Source organism: Shewanella sp. SM95, from assembly GCF_025653595.1.
GTDB classification, from domain to species: Bacteria; Pseudomonadota; Gammaproteobacteria; order Enterobacterales; family Shewanellaceae; genus Shewanella; species Shewanella oncorhynchi.
Map to the genome: position 1 here is coordinate 375,857 of NZ_JAKKSE010000001.1, position 23,191 is coordinate 399,047.

The 23,191-nt window shown below is 46.5% G+C and carries 22 protein-coding genes and 1 pseudogene; 19 read left to right on the forward strand and 4 right to left on the reverse strand.

All coding sequences use genetic code 11. The annotated features are described in order from the left end of the window. Positions 1–80 precede the first annotated feature (80 nt). Both galE and galU read right to left on the reverse strand, forming a co-directional pair. Positions 81–1,094 carry a UDP-glucose 4-epimerase GalE gene (galE, locus tag L5M29_RS01660; protein WP_028760579.1) on the reverse strand — a complete coding sequence of 338 codons (1,014 nt, stop codon included), beginning with the start codon at positions 1,092–1,094 and terminating at the stop codon, positions 81–83. After that, entirely contained in the window at positions 1,094–2,002 is a 909-nt protein-coding gene (gene galU / locus L5M29_RS01665; RefSeq protein ID WP_168823151.1) for a UTP--glucose-1-phosphate uridylyltransferase GalU, read from the reverse strand. Before galU ends, galE begins: the two co-directional genes overlap by 1 nt. A 321-nt stretch (positions 2,003–2,323) precedes the next feature. Between galU and phhA the strand changes: the two genes are divergently transcribed. The 7 genes from phhA (at position 2,324) to L5M29_RS01700 (ending at position 8,596) form a co-directional block, all read left to right on the forward strand. Continuing rightward, positions 2,324–3,124, forward strand: coding sequence for a phenylalanine 4-monooxygenase (gene phhA, locus L5M29_RS01670; RefSeq protein WP_219250194.1), 801 nt, complete (start codon positions 2,324–2,326; stop codon positions 3,122–3,124). Between the two features lie 131 nt (positions 3,125–3,255). Continuing rightward, entirely contained in the window at positions 3,256–3,594 is a 339-nt protein-coding gene (locus L5M29_RS01675; RefSeq protein WP_106650051.1) for a 4a-hydroxytetrahydrobiopterin dehydratase, read from the forward strand. 268 nt (positions 3,595–3,862) lie between these two features. Then, entirely contained in the window at positions 3,863–5,401 is a 1,539-nt protein-coding gene (gene tyrR, locus L5M29_RS01680; RefSeq protein ID WP_263165843.1) for a transcriptional regulator TyrR, read from the forward strand. A 384-nt stretch (positions 5,402–5,785) separates the two neighbouring features. After that, complete coding sequence (locus L5M29_RS01685; RefSeq protein ID WP_263165845.1) at positions 5,786–6,772, forward strand: fumarylacetoacetate hydrolase family protein; 987 nt, start codon at positions 5,786–5,788, stop codon at positions 6,770–6,772. A gap of 87 nt (positions 6,773–6,859) precedes the next feature. Next, the gene (gene maiA / locus L5M29_RS01690) at positions 6,860–7,510 is read left to right on the forward strand and encodes a maleylacetoacetate isomerase (protein ID WP_212600044.1); all 651 of its coding nucleotides are present in this window, start codon (positions 6,860–6,862) and stop codon (positions 7,508–7,510) included. Positions 7,511–7,596: 86 nt separating this feature from the next. Next, positions 7,597–7,887 carry a hypothetical protein gene (locus L5M29_RS01695; protein WP_263165847.1) on the forward strand — a complete coding sequence of 97 codons (291 nt, stop codon included), beginning with the start codon at positions 7,597–7,599 and terminating at the stop codon, positions 7,885–7,887. A 52-nt stretch (positions 7,888–7,939) separates the two neighbouring features. After that, complete coding sequence (locus L5M29_RS01700) at positions 7,940–8,596, forward strand: nucleotidyltransferase family protein (protein ID WP_263166101.1); 657 nt, start codon at positions 7,940–7,942, stop codon at positions 8,594–8,596. A gap of 97 nt (positions 8,597–8,693) precedes the next feature. Here L5M29_RS01700 and L5M29_RS01705 read toward each other — a convergent pair. Further along, positions 8,694–8,876 (reverse strand): annotated as a pseudogene (locus tag L5M29_RS01705) (hypothetical protein). A gap of 465 nt (positions 8,877–9,341) precedes the next feature. Between L5M29_RS01705 and ompW the strand changes: the two are divergent. Then, positions 9,342–9,995, forward strand: coding sequence for an outer membrane protein OmpW (ompW, locus tag L5M29_RS01710; protein WP_263165849.1), 654 nt, complete (start codon positions 9,342–9,344; stop codon positions 9,993–9,995). 93 nt (positions 9,996–10,088) lie between these two features. Here ompW and L5M29_RS01715 read toward each other — a convergent pair whose 3' ends face one another. Next, positions 10,089–10,832, reverse strand: coding sequence for an SDR family NAD(P)-dependent oxidoreductase (locus L5M29_RS01715; RefSeq protein WP_131523783.1), 744 nt, complete (start codon positions 10,830–10,832; stop codon positions 10,089–10,091). Between the two features lie 117 nt (positions 10,833–10,949). Here L5M29_RS01715 and L5M29_RS01720 point away from each other — a divergent pair, with 117 nt between their 5' ends. The 11 genes from L5M29_RS01720 to L5M29_RS01770 all read left to right on the forward strand — a co-directional run bounded on the left by L5M29_RS01720 (position 10,950) and on the right by L5M29_RS01770 (position 23,170). Then, positions 10,950–11,369: a YbaY family lipoprotein gene (locus L5M29_RS01720; RefSeq protein ID WP_263165852.1), complete on the forward strand. Its 420-nt coding sequence runs from the start codon at positions 10,950–10,952 to the stop codon at positions 11,367–11,369. 70 nt (positions 11,370–11,439) lie between these two features. Continuing rightward, the gene (gene metA / locus L5M29_RS01725) at positions 11,440–12,381 is read left to right on the forward strand and encodes a homoserine O-acetyltransferase MetA (protein ID WP_028760567.1); all 942 of its coding nucleotides are present in this window, start codon (positions 11,440–11,442) and stop codon (positions 12,379–12,381) included. Positions 12,382–12,672: 291 nt separating this feature from the next. Next, a complete protein-coding gene (locus tag L5M29_RS01730; protein WP_263165854.1) occupies positions 12,673–13,863 on the forward strand; it encodes a thiolase family protein in 1,191 nt (396 codons plus the stop codon). Positions 13,864–14,025: 162 nt separating this feature from the next. Then, positions 14,026–15,525: a CoA-acylating methylmalonate-semialdehyde dehydrogenase gene (locus tag L5M29_RS01735; RefSeq protein ID WP_263165856.1), complete on the forward strand. Its 1,500-nt coding sequence runs from the start codon at positions 14,026–14,028 to the stop codon at positions 15,523–15,525. Positions 15,526–15,605: 80 nt separating this feature from the next. Continuing rightward, positions 15,606–16,763 (forward strand): acyl-CoA dehydrogenase family protein, encoded by a 1,158-nt coding sequence (locus L5M29_RS01740; protein WP_113938930.1) that lies wholly within the window; start codon positions 15,606–15,608, stop codon positions 16,761–16,763. A gap of 59 nt (positions 16,764–16,822) precedes the next feature. Continuing rightward, positions 16,823–17,596 (forward strand): enoyl-CoA hydratase, encoded by a 774-nt coding sequence (locus tag L5M29_RS01745; protein ID WP_011789976.1) that lies wholly within the window; start codon positions 16,823–16,825, stop codon positions 17,594–17,596. After that, positions 17,596–18,765 carry an enoyl-CoA hydratase/isomerase family protein gene (locus L5M29_RS01750; RefSeq protein WP_028760562.1) on the forward strand — a complete coding sequence of 390 codons (1,170 nt, stop codon included), beginning with the start codon at positions 17,596–17,598 and terminating at the stop codon, positions 18,763–18,765. The genes L5M29_RS01745 and L5M29_RS01750 overlap by 1 nt, the downstream gene beginning before the upstream one ends. A 134-nt stretch (positions 18,766–18,899) precedes the next feature. Then, the gene (gene mmsB / locus L5M29_RS01755) at positions 18,900–19,802 is read left to right on the forward strand and encodes a 3-hydroxyisobutyrate dehydrogenase (RefSeq protein ID WP_131523779.1); all 903 of its coding nucleotides are present in this window, start codon (positions 18,900–18,902) and stop codon (positions 19,800–19,802) included. Positions 19,803–19,826: 24 nt separating this feature from the next. After that, a complete protein-coding gene (locus L5M29_RS01760; RefSeq protein ID WP_011846385.1) occupies positions 19,827–20,585 on the forward strand; it encodes an SDR family oxidoreductase in 759 nt (252 codons plus the stop codon). A gap of 215 nt (positions 20,586–20,800) precedes the next feature. Beyond that, positions 20,801–21,043 (forward strand): hypothetical protein, encoded by a 243-nt coding sequence (locus tag L5M29_RS01765; RefSeq protein ID WP_006081033.1) that lies wholly within the window; start codon positions 20,801–20,803, stop codon positions 21,041–21,043. 78 nt (positions 21,044–21,121) lie between these two features. Further along, positions 21,122–23,170 (forward strand): alpha/beta hydrolase family protein, encoded by a 2,049-nt coding sequence (locus tag L5M29_RS01770; RefSeq protein WP_263165859.1) that lies wholly within the window; start codon positions 21,122–21,124, stop codon positions 23,168–23,170. Positions 23,171–23,191: the final 21 nt, after the last annotated feature.

Genomic DNA, 23,191 nt, shown 5'->3' on the forward strand with positions numbered 1-23,191 from the left:
GGTGGTTAATGCTGTAAAGCGATGGTATTTAGAGGGTAAAGAAAAATGGCTTGGGAGATTTCCACAAGCCATTCAAGTTATTAGCCGTTATAACCATTCGGATTGGTTGATTGCCAATGCCAGCTACTGTTGGCCATATCTTCTAGGGTATGAGTCGCTTGCCAGCCAAGATCTTCCCTTGCGTGGGTTGGATCGGCGTAGCAGGCGGCAATATCCCCTGGGCGACGTGGCGCAATTTGGTAGGCAATAGTGTTACCACAGGCTTTTTCAAAGGCCTTAACCATGTCTAATACACTATATCCTTGGCCTGTGCCTAAGTTATAGGTCACTAGACCAGGTTTAGTGGCCAATTTTGCAAGCGCTTTTAAATGACCATTGGCTAAATCCACGACATGGATATAGTCACGCACGCCGGTACCGTCGTGAGTTGGATAATCATTACCAAACACGCTTAAGGCGGTGCGTTTACCCACGGCAACCTGCGCAATAAAGGGCATCAAGTTGTTAGGGATATCGTTAGGATCTTCGCCGATTAAGCCACTGGCATGGGCGCCAACTGGATTAAAATAGCGCAGACGGGCGATATTCCAGCTCGGATCGGCATTGTGTACATCTGCCAGTATATGTTCAACCATCAACTTAGACTGACCATAAGGGTTTGTTGCCCCTGTGGGGAAGTCTTCGGTGATCGGTAAACTTGCGGGATCGCCATACACAGTTGCCGATGAGCTGAACACGAGATTTTTTACCTTAAATTCTGCCATGACTTGGCAAAGGATAAGCGTACCCGTAACGTTATTCTCATAATACTTCAGGGGTTTTGCGACGGATTCTCCCACCGCTTTTAATCCTGCAAAGTGGATAACTGAATCAATAGCATGATCGTTAAACACTTTCTGCAATAACGCTTTATTGAGAATATCGCCTTGATAGAAAGTAACCGATTTACCAGTGATCCGCTCGACTCGGTTTAAGGCTTCTATGCTTGAATTAGACAAGTTGTCCAATACAATCACATCATTACCAGCATTGAGCAGTTCTACTACTGTGTGGGTGCCAATATAGCCAGCACCACCGGTCACTAAAATCGTCATTACTTAATTCCTTTTACAACGGTTTTTAAATAGTGCGCAAAATCTTCACCGATTTCGCTGTGGCGCAGGGCATATTCAACGTTAGCACGCATATAACCTTGCTTGTTACCACAGTCATGGCTCTTACCTTCCATGTAGTAAGCATTTACGGTTTCTTGCTTCATTAACATCGCAATCGCATCAGTTAATTGAATTTCATCGCCTGCGCCCGCAGGGGTTTTAGCCAGTAGCGGCCAAATGCTGGCTGGTAAAACATAACGGCCTACAACGGCTAAATTAGAAGGAGCTTCATCTACAGAGGGTTTTTCAACCAGTTCGACTAATGGCTCAGATTCACCCGGTTGTAAATCATGACCATTCACATCGGCAATACCGTATTGGTTGACGACGTTATGTGGCACGCCTTCCACCATGATTTGACCGACTTGGGTTTCATCAAACAGGGCAACCATAGCGGCTAAGTTATCGCTACGAAGGTCACAGCTGGCTTCATCTATGATCACATCCGGTAGCAATACGGCAAATGGTGCATCGCCGACGACAGATTTAGCACACAAAATCGCATGACCTAAGCCTTTAGCTTGAGATTGGCGCACGCTGATCACTGTTACATCTTTAGGACAAATGGATTGTACTGCTTCAAGTAACTGACGTTTAACGCGGCGTTCTAATTGGGCTTCTAATTCGAAACTGGTATCGAAATGGTTTTCGATAGAGTTTTTACTGGCGTGGGTCACGAGTACAATTTCTTTGATCCCAGCAGCGATAGCTTCACTGACTACATATTGAATCAATGGCTTATCAACAACGGGTAACATTTCCTTTGGAATTGCTTTGGTCGCTGGAAGCATACGAGTGCCTAGGCCTGCGACAGGAATAACGGCTTTACGAATTTGATGTTGTTTCATTGCGAACCTTTTAGGTCAAGGAGATGCGGTTAATGGCCAATATTGTAAATGACCTGCGCAGAAAAGCTATTTAGAAACGCTGAAAACTTAGGATATTTAAGTATTTTTACAGCGAAGTCGACGTAAGTTTTAGCAAAGGTAGCACAGAGCATCTAATCCAGCATGGGTGATGTGCAATTGCATGGCGTTTTTAATACCCTTGTAATATTTGCTTTACGTTTACGTCACAGTAGTGGTGCAAGAATAAAGTGTGAGGGAGTTAACAAATTTAAAGGCTTAGATCACTATGGTTCCATGAGCGCTAGCCACTAAGTGAAGATTATGACGAAAGGAACAGAGTACATCGCTCACAGAGCTGATGACACAGGGTTTATCAACTACCCGCAAGAAGAACATGAGATTTGGAGCCAGCTTTATGCCCGTCAAGCGATAAACCTGCCTGGCCGTGCCTGCAAGGAGTATTTGCAAGGGCTAGATGCCTTGGCTATGCCAAAGGATCGTATTCCGCAACTTACTGAAATTGATACTGTATTGCAAGCGACCACCGGCTGGAAAACGGCAGCCGTACCTGCGCTTATTTCCTTCGGCCGTTTCTTTGAACTACTGGCCAATAAAGAGTTTCCTGTGGCGACATTCATTCGCCGTAAGGAAGAGTTTGATTACCTGCAAGAGCCTGATATTTTTCATGAAATCTTTGGTCATTGCCCTTTGCTCACCAACCCTTCATTTGCTAATTTTTCACATATGTATGGCCAATTAGGTTTAAATGCCAGCAAAGAAGAAAGGGTGTTTTTAGCGCGTTTATACTGGTTTACGGTTGAGTTTGGCTTGCTACAGCCTAAAGATGGCCCCTTGTGTATCTATGGTGGCGGTATTTTAAGCTCACCTGGTGAAACTTTATATGCAATGGAAAGTGACGTGCCAGAACGTCAACCCTTTGATTTATTGAATGTGCTACGAACCCCATATCGCATCGACATTATGCAGCCGATTTATTATGTGATTGAGCACATTGATATGCTTGATGAAATTGCCAAAATGGACATCATGAGTTATGTCACTAAGGCACGTCAGTTAGGTTTATTTGCTCCTAAATATCCTCCCAAAGCCAAGGCGAGCTAGTCTCGATTCGATGGATGGTTTGATGTGTTATTTGAGTCGCCATCTAATTTAGTCATGTGATTTAAGTAATTAATAAGTAATGAGTAAAGTGCAACTGAATATCCCTATTAATGTTGCCAACAGGAGTATGTATGACTGCGTTATCGAATATGAAATGTGAAGCGTGCCAAGCCGATGCACCAAAAGTGACCGATGAAGAGTTGGCAGAACTTATTCGTATGATCCCTGACTGGGGCGTGCAAGTGCGTGACGGCGTAATGCAGCTTGAGCGCGTCTACAAGTTTAAAAACTTTAAACTGGCGATGGCATTCACGAATAAGCTGGCGGATTTAGCGGAAGAAGAATTCCATCATCCCGGCATTTTCACTGAATGGGGTAAAGTGACTGTCACTTGGTGGTCGCACTCCATTAAGGGGCTACATAAGAATGACTTCATCATGGCCGCCAAGACAGACCAGTTACTAGGTTAATTATTTAATCAATTTAATCAGCATCTTAATGTGTTTTATGATGCTGATTTTTTCTTCCTGTTACAATTCAACTGTAAACTAGGCTTGCCACTTTCAGTTTAACCTTCTAACGTATACGGGCTCTGCTATTTCCCCTCATCGCTGACGTTTTCGTCAAAGGTAACGATTTGCCTAGCAAGCGTTATTTTTGTTGTAAAGCCTAAGGCGAAAAATAGCTCTGCACGGTTTATCCCCAAAATTCAAATCAAAAAAGGGAATATCAGTCATTATGCGCTTGGAAGTCAGCTGTCAGGATCGTGTTGGTTTAGCCAAAGATATCTTAGTCGTGTTAGAGCGTTATGGTATTAATTTAATTGCCATTGATGCCAGTAACCAAGGATTCCTGTACTTACAATTTGCCGAAATCAGTTTTGAAACCTTGAGTGCCTTGATGCCGCAGATCCGCAAAGTGGAAAGTGTCCACGATGTGCGTACGGTGTCATTTATGCCCTCAGAGCAAGAACATTACGCCCTTAAAACCCTGCTCAAAACCTTACCCGACTCCGTTTTTTCTATCGATGCCAAGGCACGTATTCGTATCGTTAATGAGTCCGCCTTGCTCAATATAGGCATGGGTGAGCACGAAGTGCTCGAAGAGTCGCTTAATCATTGGGTGCAAGGTTTTAACTTCAGCCGATGGTTGAGTGAAGCACAAGTATTGCCACAAGCGGCGCGAGTTCAAATCGGCCCGAATGAGTATCTTGCCGAAATGCTGCCGATTTACCTACCTGATGAGGATGAAAGAACCATCTTGGTTGGTGCTGTGGTGTCGCTAAAATCCCCTGCGCGTGTTGGAAAACAGTTTAACGCGCTGCAGAACCAAACCACTGGCTTTGAAAATGTATTAGCCAGCAGTGACAAGATGAAGGAAGTGCTTAAGCAAGCGCGGCGTATGGCCCAGCTCGATGCACCTTTGTTGATCACGGGTGAAACGGGTACTGGCAAAGAATTAATGGCCAGAGCTAGCCATGATGCGGGGATGCGCCGTGAAAAACCTTTTATCGCCATCAACTGCGCCGCTCTGCCCGACAGCGCTGCCGAAGAGGAATTATTCGGTTACGTCAGTCAGGGCAAAGTCGTCAAACGAGGCTTTTTTGAAGAAGCTAAGGGTGGCACAGTATTTCTCGATGAAGTGGCGGAAATGTCTAGGGCGGCTCAAGTTAAGCTGCTACGGCTATTGCAAGATGGCACTTTTAGACGCATAGGGGGCGATGAAGAAGTGCGTGCTGATGTGCGAATTATTTGCTCGACCCAGAAAAATTTAGCTGAACTATGCCAAACCGGCGAGTTTAGGGAAGATTTGTACTATCGCATCCATGTGCTGAGTTATCACATTCCGTCCTTACGCGAGCGTAAAGTCGATATCATTCCACTGACGGAAATGTTCCTCGAACATTACAGTCAACAGTTGTCTAGCCCAGTGCGGCGGATTTCGGCCCAGTGCCGCGACCATTTGCTCACCTACGCTTGGCCAGGTAACGTACGCCAATTAAAGAACGCGGTCTTTAGAGCCGTGTCTATGTGGGATGGCTCGGCCGAGTTGACGGTAGAACAGCTGAAATTGCCGTCATACGCCGAAGGTTTTGGTTACTTTGATAATGAGTTTGAGGGCAATCTGGACGATGCAATGAAGCAGTTTGAAGCGAGTTTGTTGCGTCGATTATATCCGGCCTACCCGAGCACTCGCCAGTTGGCGAAAAAGCTAGGTGTATCACACACAGCTATTGCTAATAAACTGCGTGAATACAAGATAGCCAAGCGCCGTTAGTTAGAGTCTCGTTGGGTTGACACAGTCAATGTAACAGTATCGTTCCACTTAGTTGCCGACTTTTCAGGCATATTGCTTACCGAGATATTGATAAGCGGTAACTAGGTTATAAACGTAATGATTAGTTTACAAAATGTGAAATAATTGACCTAAATGTGATTTTGGTCACGCTATAGGAATCTTGAGCTGCATCGGGTATTTCTACGCGCAACAAATACGTTAAAGCAAGTAACAGAGCATGCCTCGTTGGCGCGGACTGCGTAACGTGTATGCCCTTAATGAGTCAAAAAGTCCGATTTAAATCGCCGAATATAAGCTGGGTGACGTCACGCGTTTTCCAGCACAATAAAATTGTACACCTAGCCGAAGAGCACTGGAGCCAATATGAAACTTGCAAGTTATAACAATGGTCGTCGTGATGGTCAGTTGATGTTAGTCAGCCGCGATCTCACTAAAACGGTTGCCGTTCCTGCCATTGCCCACTCTATGCAGCAATTACTCGATGGTTGGGATTTACTGAGACCGCAATTGCAAGAATTGTACGATGCGTTAAATGAAGGCATGTTAGATAACGCGCAAGCGTTCGACGAAGCTAAGTGCTTGTCGCCATTACCGCGTGCTTACCAATGGGCCGATGGTAGCGCTTATGTGAATCACGTTGAGTTAGTCCGTAAAGCCCGTGGCGCAGAAATGCCAGAAACCTTTTGGACAGATCCGTTGTTTTATCAAGGTGGCTCAGACAGCTTTATTGCCCCTAAAGCGGATATCCCATTGGCGAGTGAAGACTGGGGTATCGATTTCGAATCTGAAATTGCGGTTATTACCGATGATGTGCCTATGGGCGTGAGCACTGACAATGCAGCTAAGCACATTAAATTGTTGATGCTAGTTAACGATGTGTCATTGCGTAACTTGATCCCTGGTGAGTTGGCGAAAGGCTTTGGTTTTTTCCAATCTAAACCATCGAGCAGTTTTTCGCCTGTGGCTGTGACACCGGATGAATTGGGTGTCCGTTGGGAAGATTCGAAAGTGCATTTACCGCTGATCACCTATTTAAATGGTGAATTATTTGGTCGTCCGAATGCAGGCGTTGATATGACCTTCAATTTCAGTCAGTTAGTTTCGCATGTTGCAAAAACCCGTCCATTGGGCGCAGGCGCGATTATTGGCTCTGGTACTATTTCTAACTATGACCGTAGTGCAGGTTCGAGCTGTTTAGCGGAAAAACGTATGTTAGAAGTGATTGCCGAAGGCAAAGCCACTACGCCATTTATGCGTTTTGGTGACACAGTGCGTATCGAAATGCTCGATGATAATGATGTAACCATTTTTGGTTCTATCGATCAAAAAGTGGTTGAATACAAAGCCTAAGGCTTTCCCTTAAAGGGCTACACCGACTCAAACTAACGGGGCTTAATTGCCCCGTTTTTATACTGACTTTTATAAGGACATGAAAATATGAAGCTTTACGGTTATTGGCGTTCCAGTGCAGCCTATCGGGTTCGAATTGCCCTTAATCTCAAGGGGATTTCAGCCGAACAGTTTTCAGTACATCTCGTACGTGATGGCGGCGAGCAACATAAAGCTGCCTACATTGCGCTTAATCCTTTAGAGTTAGTGCCAACCTTAGTGGTGGATGATGAGCTGGATGTGGATGCCTTGTCGCAATCTTTAGCGATTATCGAATATCTTGATGAGATACATCCACAGTCGCCATTATTGCCTGCATCGGCTCTTGAACGTGCCCACGTGCGCGCTATGGCACTTACGGTCGCCTGTGAGATCCATCCATTAAACAACTTGCGGGTATTGCAGTATTTAACGCAAACCTTAGGTGCTGATGACACCGCCAAAAATACTTGGTATCACCATTGGGTCGCAAGTGGTTTTACGGCCTTAGAAACCTTGTTAACACGGCATAGCGGTCGTTATTGCTTTGGAAATGCAGTGACATTAGCTGATTTGTGTTTAGTACCGCAAGTGTATAACGCCCAGCGTTTTAATGTGGATTTAACGCCTTATCCCAATATCATGCGCGTGTGGGCTGAGTGTAATCAGCTTGAAGCCTTTGCCAATGCTGCGCCAGAGCGCCAAGCGGATGCGGTGTAACGAATTGCGTGGATACGGTTTTTACGAATAGAAAGAATGGATGATGAGGCTTGCTTTACAAGTCTAATCTCAGCGATGGAGTTTAAATGCTTTTCAGTAAAAAATGTCCGTATTGCAAAGGTAAACTCGGCGCTAAGGATGTGCCGATTAAGGAAGGACGCTGCTGCCACTGTGATAAGCCGATACTGTACAAATTCAATATAATAAAATGGATGCTACTGTTCGTGCCTATCTATATTGTTAGCGTTAATCTGCTAGACAAAGATGTACATGGTTTTTGGATTTGTGTTGCGGTGATGGCACCTATTTATAGTTTCGTTTCACTACTCTGTCATGAGGTCGTAAAGTGCTCAGAAACCGATGGCGAAGTGGAGTAAGCCTAATGTCTTTCCCGTGTTTTTATCTGATATTGAAGCGGGCGATACTGTTATGAGTGGTGCTACGAATAATGTTATGAATGATGCAATGAGTGAAGCAGCGCTAGAGCATCAATTACTTGAATGGATAGCTCAAGACTGCGAGCGGGTGAGGGCGCTTGAACTCGCGCTTCAATGTGCCAAAGTACACTCAATGCCGCAGTGGTGTCTGGCGGCGGGATTTGTCCGTAATTTAGTCTGGGATCGCTTGCACGAATTTGAGTTGAGTCCACTGAACGATATCGATCTGATCTATTTTTGCCCTTTAGATATTAGCCCTGAGCGGGATCTGGCGATTGAAACTTATCTTCATCAGCTTGCCCCTGAGTTACCTTGGTCGGTTAAGAATCAGGCGCGCATGCATAGTCGCAATCAAGACATGGCTTACACATCTTGTATTGATGCTATGGCCCATTGGCCAGAGTTAGAAACCGCGGTTGGAGTGTGTTTAAAATCTCATGTTGAGACAGATACTCAGGTAGATGCAGAGACTGCTCATCATTCCATGCATTACGGTATTGAGCTGGTGGTTCCCTTTGGGCTGAACTCCCTGTTTGCCCTCAAATTGAGCGCCAATCCAAAGCGATCATTACCACTGTTTGAGCACAGAGTTGCGACTAAGGGCTGGCTAACTCGCTATCCTTTGCTTACGTGTTGCTACTCAAGCTAATCTTCTCACTTTCTTATTCGTTCAGTCTAAAACTGACTTAACCGCCTCACACTGTCATTCCATGCAATCTAGTTATCTAACATGATAGGTATCATCCTCAAGCCGTTTTTATTTGTCCATTTTCTGTTTTTATCCTAATACCAATCGTATTAAATATCTGTTCATTCAGCGGGAGTTCAACGCGCTTTAGACAAGGCTAAGGCTTGAAGGCATAGTGGTACTCTGTCGAAAGCCTTAAACGCAGTATAAAGCGCGTTGAAACCCGCCCTTCGGGAGCCACACAGGCATCCCACTCCGGTGTTGCATTGACTTAAAAGGGAATAACCATTTTTGCGTCAATGCGCCTTGGATTGAGATGCCTGTGAGGCTCTGAACTGATTAGATATTTAATGTGATTGGTATCATTTAACCCATCTCTATAATTTGAAATTAATGTTCAAATAACCTCTTAGTTAAGTGCTTTTCATTGTTACTAAAATGTTTATGGTGTTATTGATCACTACCTCTTGCGGAAGTCATTAGTGATGGCTAATACAACACTTAGCTCACAGAAAACAAAGGGGTATTATCAATAAATGTTTGAATTTCGTGATTCAGCTCCCATGTGTAGTACCTATAAGTGAGTATTGCTCACTCACTTTGATTTGGATCAATAAATCAGCCGCATATCTCTGGCAGTGTAGGCGTCAATTGTTAAGGATGTAATACAAAACAAAAACCTATGTTGTACATATGGAGTATGATGATGAATAAAAACACTGTTTCTACACTGGTCGCTGCCACCCTTTTAGCCGCTGGTTTTTCTGCCTCTGTATCGGCTCACCAAGCGGGTGACATTATCGTTCGTGCGGGTGCTGTGGTTGTTGCGCCAAATGAATCAAGTGCCAACGTTTTAACTTTGGGTGAGTTTTCAGTCGATAATAATACCCAATTAGGCTTAAACTTTGGTTACATGTTGACAGATAACTTTGGGATTGAGTTATTAGCGGCAACCCCTTTTAGCCATACCGTTTCTTTGCCTGCAGATGGTGTCGGTGAGATTGCTGAAACTAAGCAACTGCCGCCAACGCTAGTGGCGCAGTACTATTTCGGTAATTCTCAATCTGTTATTCGTCCTTATATTGGTGTAGGTGTTAACTACACTAACTTTTATGACAATGATTTTAATGCCCATGGCAAGTCTCTAGGATTAAGTGATTTAAGTATGAGTACTTCTTGGGGCTTAGCTGCACAAGTAGGTTTGGATTATCAAGTGAACAAGAATTGGTTGGTGAACGCATCTGTGTGGTACGCAAAAATTAGTACAGATGTTAAGTTCACTGCCGGAGGTGCGCAACAACAATTCGAAACCGATATTGACCCATGGGTTTATATGGTCAGCGTAGGTTACACTTTCTAATCTACGGATCAGATAAGCGTAAAAAAGGAGCCTTAGGCTCCTTTTTCGTTTCTGCACTTTTATCCTGACATGTTCCACTCAGGTTAAGCCGACTTAGCGCTTTGGCTTTTTAGCTTTCCAGTGGCGAGTGTTATAGATAAATTCGGGTAATAACACAGTAAGCCAAGCGACGAGGCGCCAGCGTTTGGTCACATAGACGCGGCGTTTGCCTTGTTTCATCGCCTTGATGATTTGCGCCGCGACTTGTGGCAATGGTGCAAGCCACATCGCACTTTGCTGCATAGCGGCTTTATCGAGCAAACCAAGTTGGATATCGGTAATCGTAATCGGTAGCTTAAGGCGCTGAGCATGCATACTTAAGCCCTCAAGGTAATTCTGCCCAAAGGCTTTTGAGGCGTGATAGGCCACACTCGGCCCGCCGCGTAGGCCCGCAATCGAGTTGATTGCCGCCAGTTGTCCATAACCTTGCTCGCGAAATAGTCTAAATGCCGTATTGCAGATGGCAGCAAAACCTCGCACATTGACATCGATAATGTCTTGCTCCGGTAGCCAAGGCAGCTCAGGATCATAACTATTAAGGCCTGTATTGACTAAGACTAAGTGTGCGCCGCCAAGACTTTGCCAGACTGATTCAAGTTGGTTGATGATGGCTTGAGGTTGTTCAATTTGAAGTGCAAAAACTTGTACTTTTGTTGGCAAGGATAAGGCAAAATCGCGCAGTGATTCTGGATCTTGGGCGAATAAGACTAATTCAACCTGTTGATCTGCCAATTGCTTTGCAAGTTCACGACTTAATTGTGAGCTAGCTCCCACAATTATTGCAGTTGCTTGGGTCATAGATTTTTCGGCAACGAAATGGTGGCTTATGATAGAAAGTTATGCTCACCAAGACAAGATTTATAGCTTGGGCGTGTGGACATCTAGAAGTCTTTATGTATGATTAGGAGAAACAAAATGAACAAATGGTTGCGTTTAAGCGCGTTGAGATTAACAGCCTTAGCATTAATGGCCATCATGGGGGGGTTATCGGGTTGTGCAACACCGAATGCTATCGTTGAGATAAAAGGCGAGACCTTATATCGCGAACGGATAGCCTTACCTGCCGATGCTAAGGTCATAGTGCAACTGCTTGATGTCTCAAAAATGGATGTGCCAGCCATAGTGATGGCGGAGCGCGTACAACAAGGTGCTGCGACACCGGCACCATTCAGTTTTGCGATTGGTAGCGATCAGTTCCAACCCGGTCACACTTATGCCATAGGTGCCCGGATTATGTTGGGTGATAAGTTATTGTTTATTAATACTCAAGCCTATCACATTGATCTCAATTCCACTGAGCCAATGACGATACTGCTAGAGAAAGTCGGTGGCTAGTTAGCCCGCTCAGAAGTGAGCTGACATACGCGCCGAATCCGTTAGTATTTACGAACAGAAGAGGCGCGGTATGCCGGTTAGAATTCCAGATCATCTGCCCGCAGCAGGGGTGTTAGAGTCAGAAAATATTTTCGTTATGTCCGAGACTCGGGCGGCGAATCAAGATATCAGGCCGATGAAGGTGCTGATTTTGAACTTGATGCCGAACAAAATCGAGACTGAAACCCAGTTATTGCGCTTACTGGGTAACACGCCTTTACAAGTCGATGTGGATTTACTGCGCATTCACGACAAAGAGTCCAAGCATACTTCCATCGACCACATGAATACTTTTTACCGTGACTTTGAAGCCGTGCGCCATAAAAATTACGACGGTCTCATTATCACAGGCGCGCCGCTTGGGCAAATCGATTTCGAAGATGTGGTTTATTGGGATCATATCCGTGAAATCATCGACTGGTCCCAAGAGCATGTCACCTCAGTGTTGTTTTTATGCTGGGCAGCCCATGCGGGCTTGTATCATCTCTATGGTTTAAATCGAAAAATATTGCAACAGAAGCGTTCTGGCGTATTTGTACATAGGCGCACTTGTCAGCATTTCCCACTGCTACGTGGTTTTGATGATGAGTTCTTTGCACCCCATTCGCGTTTTGCCGAGATGGATGTGGAAGAAATTAGGCAACACCCGCAGCTGCAAGTGTTAGCGCAGTCCGATGAAGCCGGGGCCTATTTAGTATTAAGTCGCAATAACCGTAACTTGTTTGTAATGGGTCACCCTGAATATCAAAAATCGACTTTAAACGATGAATACCATAGGGATTTAGCCCAAGGCTTAACGCCAAATGTGCCACAAAACTATTATCGAAATAATAATCCAGAAGCTGAAGCCATTGCCCGCTGGCACAGCCACGGTAGTTTGTTGGTCAGTAATTGGCTCAATTATTACGTTTACCAGTTAACGCCTTATGACTTAAGTGATATGACGGCGATGACGCCGTGGGAATCGCGATAAGGTTTTGTTTAGCCTTTTATGGTGATGTGGTCACATGGATGTGACCTAAGCTGATACCCAAAATCCCTTAATTTATCTCTCCCTTCGATTCTGTTGTCCACGCTTGACTGTGCTTAATTCCTGCCTCGCTGTAAATCCTTACTGACAATTTTTACCCGATAAAATCGACACATTAGACCAAGGAATACTTGCTTTACGTTCGCGTAAACGTCAGAGTTGTTTTATTGTCGATTTTATTAAACGTCCCAAGGCTAGCACTAGGCCTTGTGGTCAATTTGGGTTGGAGCCTGCATGAGTACTGAACCGTTAAATCAAGATATTGTTATTGTTGCCGCTAAACGCACCCCTATGGGTGGTTTTCAAGGCAGTTTGTCATCTGTTGCATCACCGACTTTAGCCGCGACAGCCATTAAGGGCTTGTTGGTGGAGACTCAATTAGCGGGTGAGCATGTCGATGAAGTCTTGATGGGCTGCGTATTACCCGCTGGTTTAGGTCAAGCGCCTGCGCGTCAGGCCACTTTAGGTGCGGGATTACCCTTATCCGTTGGTGCGACCACAGTGAACAAAGTCTGTGGCTCAGGCATGAAGACGGTCATGTTAGCCCACGATTTGATTAAAGCGGGCAGTGCAAAAGTGGTGATCGCTGGCGGTATGGAAAGCATGAGCCAAGCGCCGTATCTCTTGGATAAAGCCCGCGGCGGCATGCGCATGGGCCACGGCAAAGTGCTCGATCATATGTTTTTAGATGGTCTTGAGGATGCTTATACTGGCGGCGCCATGGGAACGTTTGCCCAGAAAACAGCCGATGAATTTGGGATCACTCGTGAGCAGATGGACGCCTTTGCGCTAAGTTCGCTCGAAAAAGCCAATGCCGCGATTAACTCGGGTGCCTTTAAGGCCGAAATTACGCCTGTCACAGTTAGTGATCGTCGCGGTGATGTGACTATCGATACCGACGAGCAACCCGGTAATGCCCGCCCTGAAAAAATTCCTACGCTGCGCCCAGCCTTTACCAAAGATGGCACTATCACAGCAGCTAACTCTAGCTCTATTTCCGATGGCGCAGCGGCATTGATGCTGACCTCTCGCGGCGAAGCTGAGCGTTTAGGCTTAACTGTATTAGCCACCATTAAAGGCCACACCACCCACGCCCAAGAGCCTTCACTCTTTACCACTGCACCGGTTGGGGCTATGGCGAAATTGCTGGCTAATGTGGGTTGGTCAACGGATGAAGTCGATTTATTTGAAATCAACGAAGCCTTCGCCATGGTGACTATGCTTGCCGTGTCTGAACTGGGTTTAGATGTGGCTAAGATTAACGTCAATGGCGGCGCTTGCGCTTTAGGTCATCCTATTGGCTGTTCTGGTTCACGTTTGCTAGTGACTCTAATTCATGCTTTAAAAGCCCGCGGCCTTAAGCGCGGTGTCGCCTCGCTGTGTATCGGCGGTGGTGAAGCAACAGCGATGGCCATCGAGGTCTAATCGCTTAACATTTTAGTTAAATCAACAAGACTGAGATTAACAAGACTTAGATCATTTAGATTTGAATCAACAAGACGGGGCTGGCAAGGGCAATCACTTCCCTTGAGGATAATCATAATATCGCACCGCCAGTCCATCACTCTACAAGGAAAGGATTGCAACATGACCACACAAGTAAAGCATTACATTGACGGCGAGTTTATCCAAGGTACGGGCACATCACAGATTATTGTCACCAATCCCGCGAATAACTCGCCGATTGCCGTGATTAATGCTGCCACTAGCGAAGAAGTTCACGCTGCGATTGCCAGCGCAAAAGCGGCCTTTAAAACCTGGAAAGAAGTGCCAGTATCTGAACGTGCGCGCGTCATGTTGCGTTATCAACATTTGCTAAAAGAACATCACGACGAACTGGCGACCATTCTTGCAAAGGAAACTGGTAAAACCTTCGAAGATGCCAAGGGCGATGTATGGCGCGGTATCGAAGTGGCTGAACATGCTTGTAACGTGGCGTCATTATTGATGGGTGAAACTGTCGAGAACGTCGCGCGTTCAATTGATACTTACAGCTACACTCAACCACTCGGTGTGTGTGCCGGTATTACGCCATTTAACTTCCCTGCGATGATCCCGTTATGGATGTTCCCATTGGCGATTGCCTGCGGTAACACTTTCATTTTAAAGCCTTCAGAACAAGATCCTATGACGCCGCAGCGTCTGGTTGAGCTGTTTGTTGAGGCGGGCGCACCTAAGGGCGTATTGCAATTAGTGCATGGCGATAAAACCGCCGTAGATATCCTGCTGGCAGACCCTGCGATTAAAGCCATTTCTTTCGTCGGTTCTGTGGCTGTGGGTCAATATATTTATAAAACGGGTACCGATAACTTAAAACGCGTGCAAGCCTTTGCGGGCGCGAAAAACCACTGCGTTATCATGCCAGATGCAAACAAACAGCAAGTGATCAACAACTTAGTTGGCGCTTCTGTGGGCGCGGCGGGTCAGCGTTGTATGGCGATTTCGGTTGCCGTGTTTGTTGGCGCCGCTAAAGAGTGGATCCCAGAATTAAAAGAAGCCTTAGCCAAAGTTCGCCCAGGTTTATGGGACGATAAAGAAGCGGGTTATGGTCCAGTTATCAGCCCTGCAGCTAAGGCGCGGGTGCTTAAACTTATCGCCCAAGGTAAAGCCGAAGGCGCCGAGTGTTTACTCGATGGCAGCGATTTTACCGTGGTAGGTTATGAATCCGGTAATTGGATTGGCCCAACCATGTTCGATAAAGTCACTACTGAGATGAGCATTTACAAGGAAGAAATCTTTGGCCCTGTACTGTGTTGTATGGAATCAGACTCCTTAGAAGCCGCCATCGAATTAGTTAACGCCAGCCCTTATGGCAACGGCACTTCTATCTTTACCGCTAGCGGTGCAGCTGCCCGTAAATATCAACATGAAATCGAAGTCGGCCAAGTGGGGATTAACGTGCCTATTCCTGTGCCATTACCTTTCTTCTCATTTACCGGTTGGAAGGGCAGTTTTTACGGCGATCAACATGCTTATGGCAAGCAAGCGGTGCGTTTCTATACCGAGACCAAGACCATCACTTCCCGCTGGTTTGAGTCCGATATCGCCGTAGCTTCAACGCCAAATATGAGCATTAACTTACGCTAAGCTCGGTTATAAACCACGGCGTCTTTATGGCGCCCAATTTATTCAATAAAAAAGTGACCAGAGAGTCATAGGAGAGCCCAATGGATTTTAATTTCAACGATGACCAACGTCAGTTTGCCGATCTTGCGCGCCAGTTTGCCGCGGAAGAATTAACCCCGTTCGCCGCCAAGTGGGATGAAGAACATCATTTCCCCAAAGACGTGATCCAAAAAGCCGGTGAGCTAGGTTTTTGCTCTCTGTATTCGCCAGAATCCGAAGGTGGCATGGGTTTATCGCGCCTTGATGCCTCGATTATTTTTGAAGAACTTGCCAAAGGCTGCACCGCGACCACGGCCATGCTGACCATTCATAATATGGCGACTTGGATGGTGACGACTTGGGGCACTGAAACCCTGCGTCAGACTTGGTCTGAGCCGTTAACCACTGGGCAGATGTTAGCGTCATACTGTTTGACTGAGCCGGGCGCGGGTTCGGACGCTGCATCTTTGCAAACTAAAGCGGTGCGTGACGGTGATGAATATGTGATTTCAGGCTCGAAAATGTTTATCTCGGGTGCGGGCGCCACTGAGCTTTTAGTCGTGATGTGCCGTACAGGTCAAGCTGGGCCTAAGGGAATTTCGGCCATTGCCATTCCGGCGGATGCCGCTGGTGTTATCTACGGTAAAGCCGAAGATAAAATGGGCTGGAATGCCCAGCCGACCCGTCAAATCACCTTTGAAAACGTGCGCGTGCCAGTAGCGAATTTGCTCGGTGAAGAAGGCCAAGGTTTTGCGTTCGCGATGAAAGGCTTAGACGGCGGTCGCATCAATATCGCTACCTGTTCTGTGGGTACGGCGCAGTCGGCTTTAGAGCGCGCAACTCAATATATGAATGAGCGTCAGCAATTTGGTAAACCGTTAGCGGCTTTCCAAGCGCTGCAATTTAAACTTGCCGATATGGCGACAGAATTAGTCGCAGCCCGCCAAATGGTGCGTCTTGCGGCATTTAAACTCGATAGTGGCGATCCTGAGGCCACGGCTTATTGCGCTATGGCGAAACGCTTTGCCACTGATGTGGGTTTTCAAGTCTGCGATGCGGCGCTGCAAATTCATGGTGGATATGGTTATATAAGGGAGTACCCGCTGGAACGTCATTTCCGTGATGTGCGTGTACACCAGATTTTAGAAGGCACTAACGAAATTATGCGCTTAATTATCGCCCGTCGTTTACTCGATGAAAATGCAGGACAAATCCTGTAATTCAACTCGCAATATGCATGACTTACAGGTCGGCGATAACTGAAAAGGAGTCTATAAAGATGGAATATTTAGTTGAACGTATCGAAGGCCACACGGCGATTCTGACCATGAACAATCCGCCAGCCAACACTTGGACTGCCGAGAGTTTACAGGCGCTTAAAGCCAAAGTGCTTGAGCTGAATGCCAATAAAGAGATTTACGCCTTAGTGTTAACGGGCCAAGGGCAAAAGTTCTTCTCCGCTGGCGCCGATTTAAAACTGTTTAGTGATGGTGACAAAGGTAATGCGGCAACGATGGCCAAGCATTTTGGTGAAGCCTTTGAAACCTTAAGCCAATTCCGCGGTGTGTCGATTGCCGCGATTAACGGCTATGCCATGGGCGGCGGCTTAGAAGTCGCGTTGGCCTGCGATATTCGTATCGCCGAAATTCAAGCTGTAATGGCATTACCCGAAGCGACGGTCGGTTTATTACCCTGTGCGGGTGGCACTCAAAATCTGACCGCATTAGTCGGTGAAGGTTGGGCTAAGCGGATGATTTTATGCGGCGAGCGTATCGATGCGACTCAGGCATTGAATCTACGTTTAGTGGAAGAAGTGGTCGATACTGGCGAAGCGCTTAATGCGGCAATTGCCTTAGCCGTCAAAGTGGCGAATCAAAGCCCAAGCAGCGTGACTGCGTGTAAGACGCTTATTCAAGCGGGGCGCACTATGGCGCGTAGCCAAGCGCTACCGATTGAGCGTGAGTTATTTGTCGGATTATTTGATACTGAAGATCAGGCCGAAGGCGTGAATGCGTTTTTAGGGAAACGTAAAGCTGAGTGGAGAAACCGCTAATGACGAATGTAGTAGATAATGACGTGGTCGAGCATGTCGCAAATCAGGTCACGACCACACAAAATGTGGTTTTTCAAACCTTAGCCACTGCTTCTGGCAAATTGGTTGGTGTGGTCACACTCAATGTGGAAAAAGCCCTCAATGCCTTAGATTTAGGCATGGTGCGCGCTATGACGGCGCAGCTTAATCTGTGGAAGAAAGATCCCCTTATCGCTTGCATCGTATTAGATGGCAGCGGTGAGAAGGCATTTTGTGCTGGTGGTGATGTGCGCGCTTTATACCATGCTTCCATTGCCGCTAATGGGCAAGTGACTGAGGAAGCAAAGGTTTTCTTCGAAGAGGAATATCGCCTCGATTATCTACTGCATACCTTTGGCAAACCTGTGTTGGTGTGGGGCGATGGCATTGTCATGGGCGGTGGCCTCGGTTTGATGGCGGGCGCGAGCCACAGAGTCGTTACCGAAACCTCGCGTATCGCTATGCCTGAGGTGACTATCGGCCTGTATCCCGATGTGGGCGGCAGTTATTTCCTTAATCGTATGCAGGGCAAGATGGGATTGTTTTTGGGATTGACCGCCTATCAACTCAATGCCGCCGATGCCTGTTATGTGGGCCTTGCGGATCATTACCTGAACCGCGACGACAAAGAGCTGATGTTTGATGCCATGGCAACCTTAGATTGGAGTGATACGCCAGCTCTTAATCATCAACGTTTAGATAGCATGATCAACGAGCTGTCTAATCAAGTGGATATTCCTAAGGGCGACAGTGTATTAGCCGAAAGTCAAGACATAATCGACAGGCTTATGGCGGGCAGTCTGCAGGATATTGCAGCACGCATGTCAACTCTGGTATCGGAAGAAAAGTGGTTAATGAAAGCGCGGGACACCTTCCTTGCGGGTAGCCCTATCAGCTGGCACTTGGTCTATATCCAAGGGCAGTTAGGGACTAAGCTTAGCTTAGCTCAATGTTTCAAATGGGAGTTAACCGCAAGTGTTAACGTGTGTGCCCACGGTGATTTCTGCGAAGGCGTTCGTGCACTCTTGATTGATAAAGACAAGAAACCGCAATGGCGTTTTAAGGATGTTAACTCAGTACCCACAGCGGTACTTGAGCAAATATTGGCTTCCCCATGGGGCGAGGCGCATCCCTTTAACCAACTGAGTTAAGCGTTTAAGGGCCGAGTTGGCTAAGCGCTGTATTTATCGGCTTAGCTAAGCTCGCTTTACTCTGTGATAATGACAACATAATCAATTTGATAGCATTATCACAACACTAAAAAGAACAACACAGGAGTGATGGCATGAGTACAGTAGCCTTTATCGGTTTAGGTAATATGGGCGGCCCAATGGCGGCCAATTTATTAAAAGCAGGCATGACGGTTCGCGTCTTTGATTTAGTCCCCGAGGCTATGCAGCAATTGGCCGAAAAAGGCGCCTTAGTATCAAGTACCGCCTGCGGCGCTGCGGCGGGCGCAACTGTGGTGATTACTATGCTGCCTGCGGGCAAGCATGTAAAAAACTTATATTTAGGCAATGGAACAGACAAAGGCCTACTTGAAGTGGTTGCGGGTGATACCTTGCTCATCGATTGTTCAACCATCGATGCGCAAAGCGCACAATTAGTGGCGGCCGAAGCGGCTAAAAGCGGCATCGAATTTATGGATGCACCAGTTTCTGGCGGCACGGCAGGCGCGGCAGCGGGTACTTTAACTTTTATTTGTGGTGGCTCGGATAACGCTTTTGAACGTGCGCAGCCCGTACTTAAGGCTATGGGTGTGAATATCTTTCACGCAGGCGGTCCAGGTGCGGGGCAAGTCGCGAAAATCTGCAATAACATGCTGTTATCTGTGTTGATGGTCGGTACTTCCGAAGCCCTGCAAATGGGCGTCGATCATGGTCTCGATCCCAAAGTGTTATCCGATATTATGAAGGTCAGCAGTGGCGGAAACTGGACGCTAGAGAAGTACAATCCCTGCCCAGGCGTGATGGAAACAGTGCCTTCTTCTAAGGGCTATCAGGGTGGCTTTATGGTAGATTTGATGGTCAAAGATCTCGGTCTGTCACAAGAAGCTGCATTATTGAGCAACTCTAGCACGCCAATGGGCGCTTTAGCCCGCAGCTTGTATGTCAATCATGCAAGACAAGGCAATGGTCGCCGAGATTTTTCCAGTATATTTGAACAATTTGCACCACTTAAAAAATAGACACAGATAACAAGGGATCACCAGATGGATTTAAAAGATAAGGTTGTCGTCATTACTGGCGGCGCGGGTGGCTTAGGCTTAGCAATGGCGCAAAATTTTGCGCAGGCGGGTGCCAAGATAGCGCTTATCGATGTGGACCAAGAAAAACTCGAGCGAGCCTGCGCTGAGCTTGGATCGGACACTGAAGTCCAAGGTTATGCCTTAGACATTACCGACGAAGAAGACGTCGTCGCGGGTTTTGCCTATATTCTCGAAGATTTTGGTCAAGTGAACGTGTTAGTGAACAACGCCGGTATTCTGCGTGATGGCATGTTAGTCAAAGCCAAAGACGGCAAAGTCACTGATCGTATGTCTTACGAGCAATTCCAATCGGTGATCAATGTGAACTTGACGGGCAGCTTCCTCTGCGGTCGTGAAGCGGCAGCGGCCATGATTGAATCCGGTCAAGCGGGCGTGATTGTCAATATCTCTAGCCTTGCTAAAGCGGGCAACATGGGTCAGTCGAACTATGCCGCCTCCAAAGCGGGCGTTGCGGCCATGTCTGTTGGCTGGGCGAAGGAATTAGCACGTTACAATATCCGTAGCGCAGCGGTTGCACCGGGCGTTATCGCTACTGAGATGACAGCGGCAATGAAACCTGAGGCGCTGGAGCGTTTAGAGAAGCTAGTGCCAGTAGGACGCCTTGGTCATGCCGACGAGATAGCTTCCACCGTACGCTTTATTATTGAGAACGACTATGTAAATGGTCGCGTGTTCGAAATCGATGGTGGTATCCGTCTGTAATGACGATATCTTATTGATATTCATAAAAACCGAGCTGAGGCTCGGTTTTTTATTGCGTAAAGAAACATAATGGCATTTTGAACTCAGTCTTTGGATTTATTTAGATTTCACTGTTGGAGTTGACATTTAGTTGTTAACCTTCAACAATCGCCCTCCAGTTTTTTTACATAACTTTACATACATGTTTGTCGCATGTAACGGAGCTTAACATCCGGATGTCTTGGCAGGATAAAGCCCTCTGGCTTGAGAAAATCACTAAACGCATGATGTTAATCGTGGGTGTCCTAGGGTTGATTGTGATCTATTGCGGGTTCTTTTTTCTGCTCTTCAGTGGTCGCTCTGTGGCCGTGATCCCGTGGTTTTTCCTTATCTCACCTTGGGTGTGTATTTATTTTGGTTTAACGCAAGTACAACAAGTGCAAGTGGTAAATTGGTTCTTAAAAAAATTTAAAAAATAACTAATTTACACATAACTCATTTCTGCAAGTTCATATTTTGTTTCGGTTTGTGCAGTTGGCAAACATTGGGGAGAAACAATGAAGCTACATGGATATTTATGGATGCTGGGGGGCTTATTTTGTTTAGGTGCTTGCGAGCGCTCGAACAAAGAGACGCCGCATCTTAGTGATAATGGCGCGCGCATAGTTGCGCCCTATGGTAGTTGGCAGTCTCCGCTATCGGCGACTGAAGTTTTTGAGCAGGCCGATACTGTGGCTGAGTTGCAAAGTGTTGATGGTGCTATTTATTTCTCTGAGTCTGATGGTGAAAAACAAGGCCAAGTCGGCATTAAACGCCTCGATCAACGGGGAAAAATTACCGACATAGTGCCGCCTGCGTTTAATGTTAAATCCGCCGTTCATGAATACGGTGGTGCCGCTTTTTTGGGGATTGGTCAGAGTCTGTTTGCCACTAAGGCACAGGACCAACTGTTTTATCGTTTTGCCCCTAATCAACCCCCTTTGCCTTTAACGCCAAATGGTACTCGTCATGCAGATTGTATTGCTTACCCCAAAGGGTCGAGGATTATCTGTGTGCGCGAAGATCATCGTCAAGCGGGTGAGCCTAAGGCGAGTCTTGTTACCATTAATCTTAATTTTGCCGGTGAAGGCGATACCTTTGTTTCGGGCCATGACTTTATTTCTTCGGCAGCCATTTCGCCCGATAACAGCCAACTGGCGTGGATCACGTGGGAACATCCCTATATGCCATGGGATAATAGTGTGCTCTGGCTTGGGGATCTGGACCGTAAAGGGCAATTACACAATATTCGTAAGGTAAACACGCCCGCAGACTCTTCGGTGTCGCAGCCGTTATTTAGTCCTGATGGGCAATTGTATGTCGTATCGGATATTAGTAACTGGTGGAATATCTATCGAGTTACAGCACAAAATACCTTAGACCCAGTGCTAAAGAAAAAGGCCGAGTTTGCGGTGGCTGATTGGTATTTAGGCAATCATAACTATGCCTTTGAATCCGAAAAAACGATTATTGCCAGTTATATGCTTGGTAGTCAGGCCGTTTTAATTAGACTGCATCTAGATTCAGGCCTGACCGAATCTTTGGCCGTCGACTTTGGTGAAATCACCCAAGTGATCCGAGGGGAAGATGCTGTTTATTTTGTCGGCGCTAAGGCGACGCCAGAGAAGGGCATTTATAAAGTGATCGGTCGTGGTACTGAGTTGGTGTATACCCCTAACTTACCAAAACTTAATCCCAACTATATCTCCCGTGCTAAAAATATTACTTTTAAAACAGGTGCTAACCAGCAAGCTTACGGTTATTTTTATGGTCCGGTTAACCCCAACTATACTGCGCCTAATGATACCCGTCCGCCCTTGATTGTAATGTTACACGGCGGTCCTACGGCGCGGGCGAGTCTGGCTTATCGCAGTGACATTCAATTTTGGACCAGCCGAGGCTTTGCGGTTCTCGATGTTAATTTCCGTGGCAGCAGTGGTTTTGGCCGTGCTTATCGTCAAAGTATCTACGGAAAATGGGGCCAAGTTGATGTGGAAGATGCAGTCAATGCGGCCCGGTATTTAGTTGATAAAGGTTGGGTTGATGGACAAAAGCTGGCGATTCGAGGTGTTAGCTCTGGTGGGTTAACTGTGATGTCGTCCTTGGCATTTTATGATGTATTTCAAGCGGGGGTGAGCTATGCGGGGATCAGTGACTTTGAACAGCTCGCCAAGAGTACCCATAAATTCGAGACTGGCTACTTAGATCTGCTTATCGGCCCCTATGGTGAAAATCAAGCCCGCTATAGGGAACTGTCGCCCCTGCATCATCTTGAAGGATTGAATGAGCCTTTATTAATTTTTCAAGGATTACGTGACCAAATAGTGCCACCACAGCAGTCGCGGCAGATTTATGAGGCGTTGAAAGTGAGAGGCGTCCCTACGGCTTATATCGCTTATCAGGATGAACCCCACGGCGGTTGGAAACCTGAGCACAAGGCCGCAGGATTAGAAACTGAGCTGGCATTTTATGGGCAAGTGTTTAACTTTACCCCTGCGGGTAAGCTTGCAACACTGGTACTGGATAACGCCGCGGCGCTAAAGCCAACCATAGTGAGAAGCCAATAACGCGGTATTTACCGTTATTGA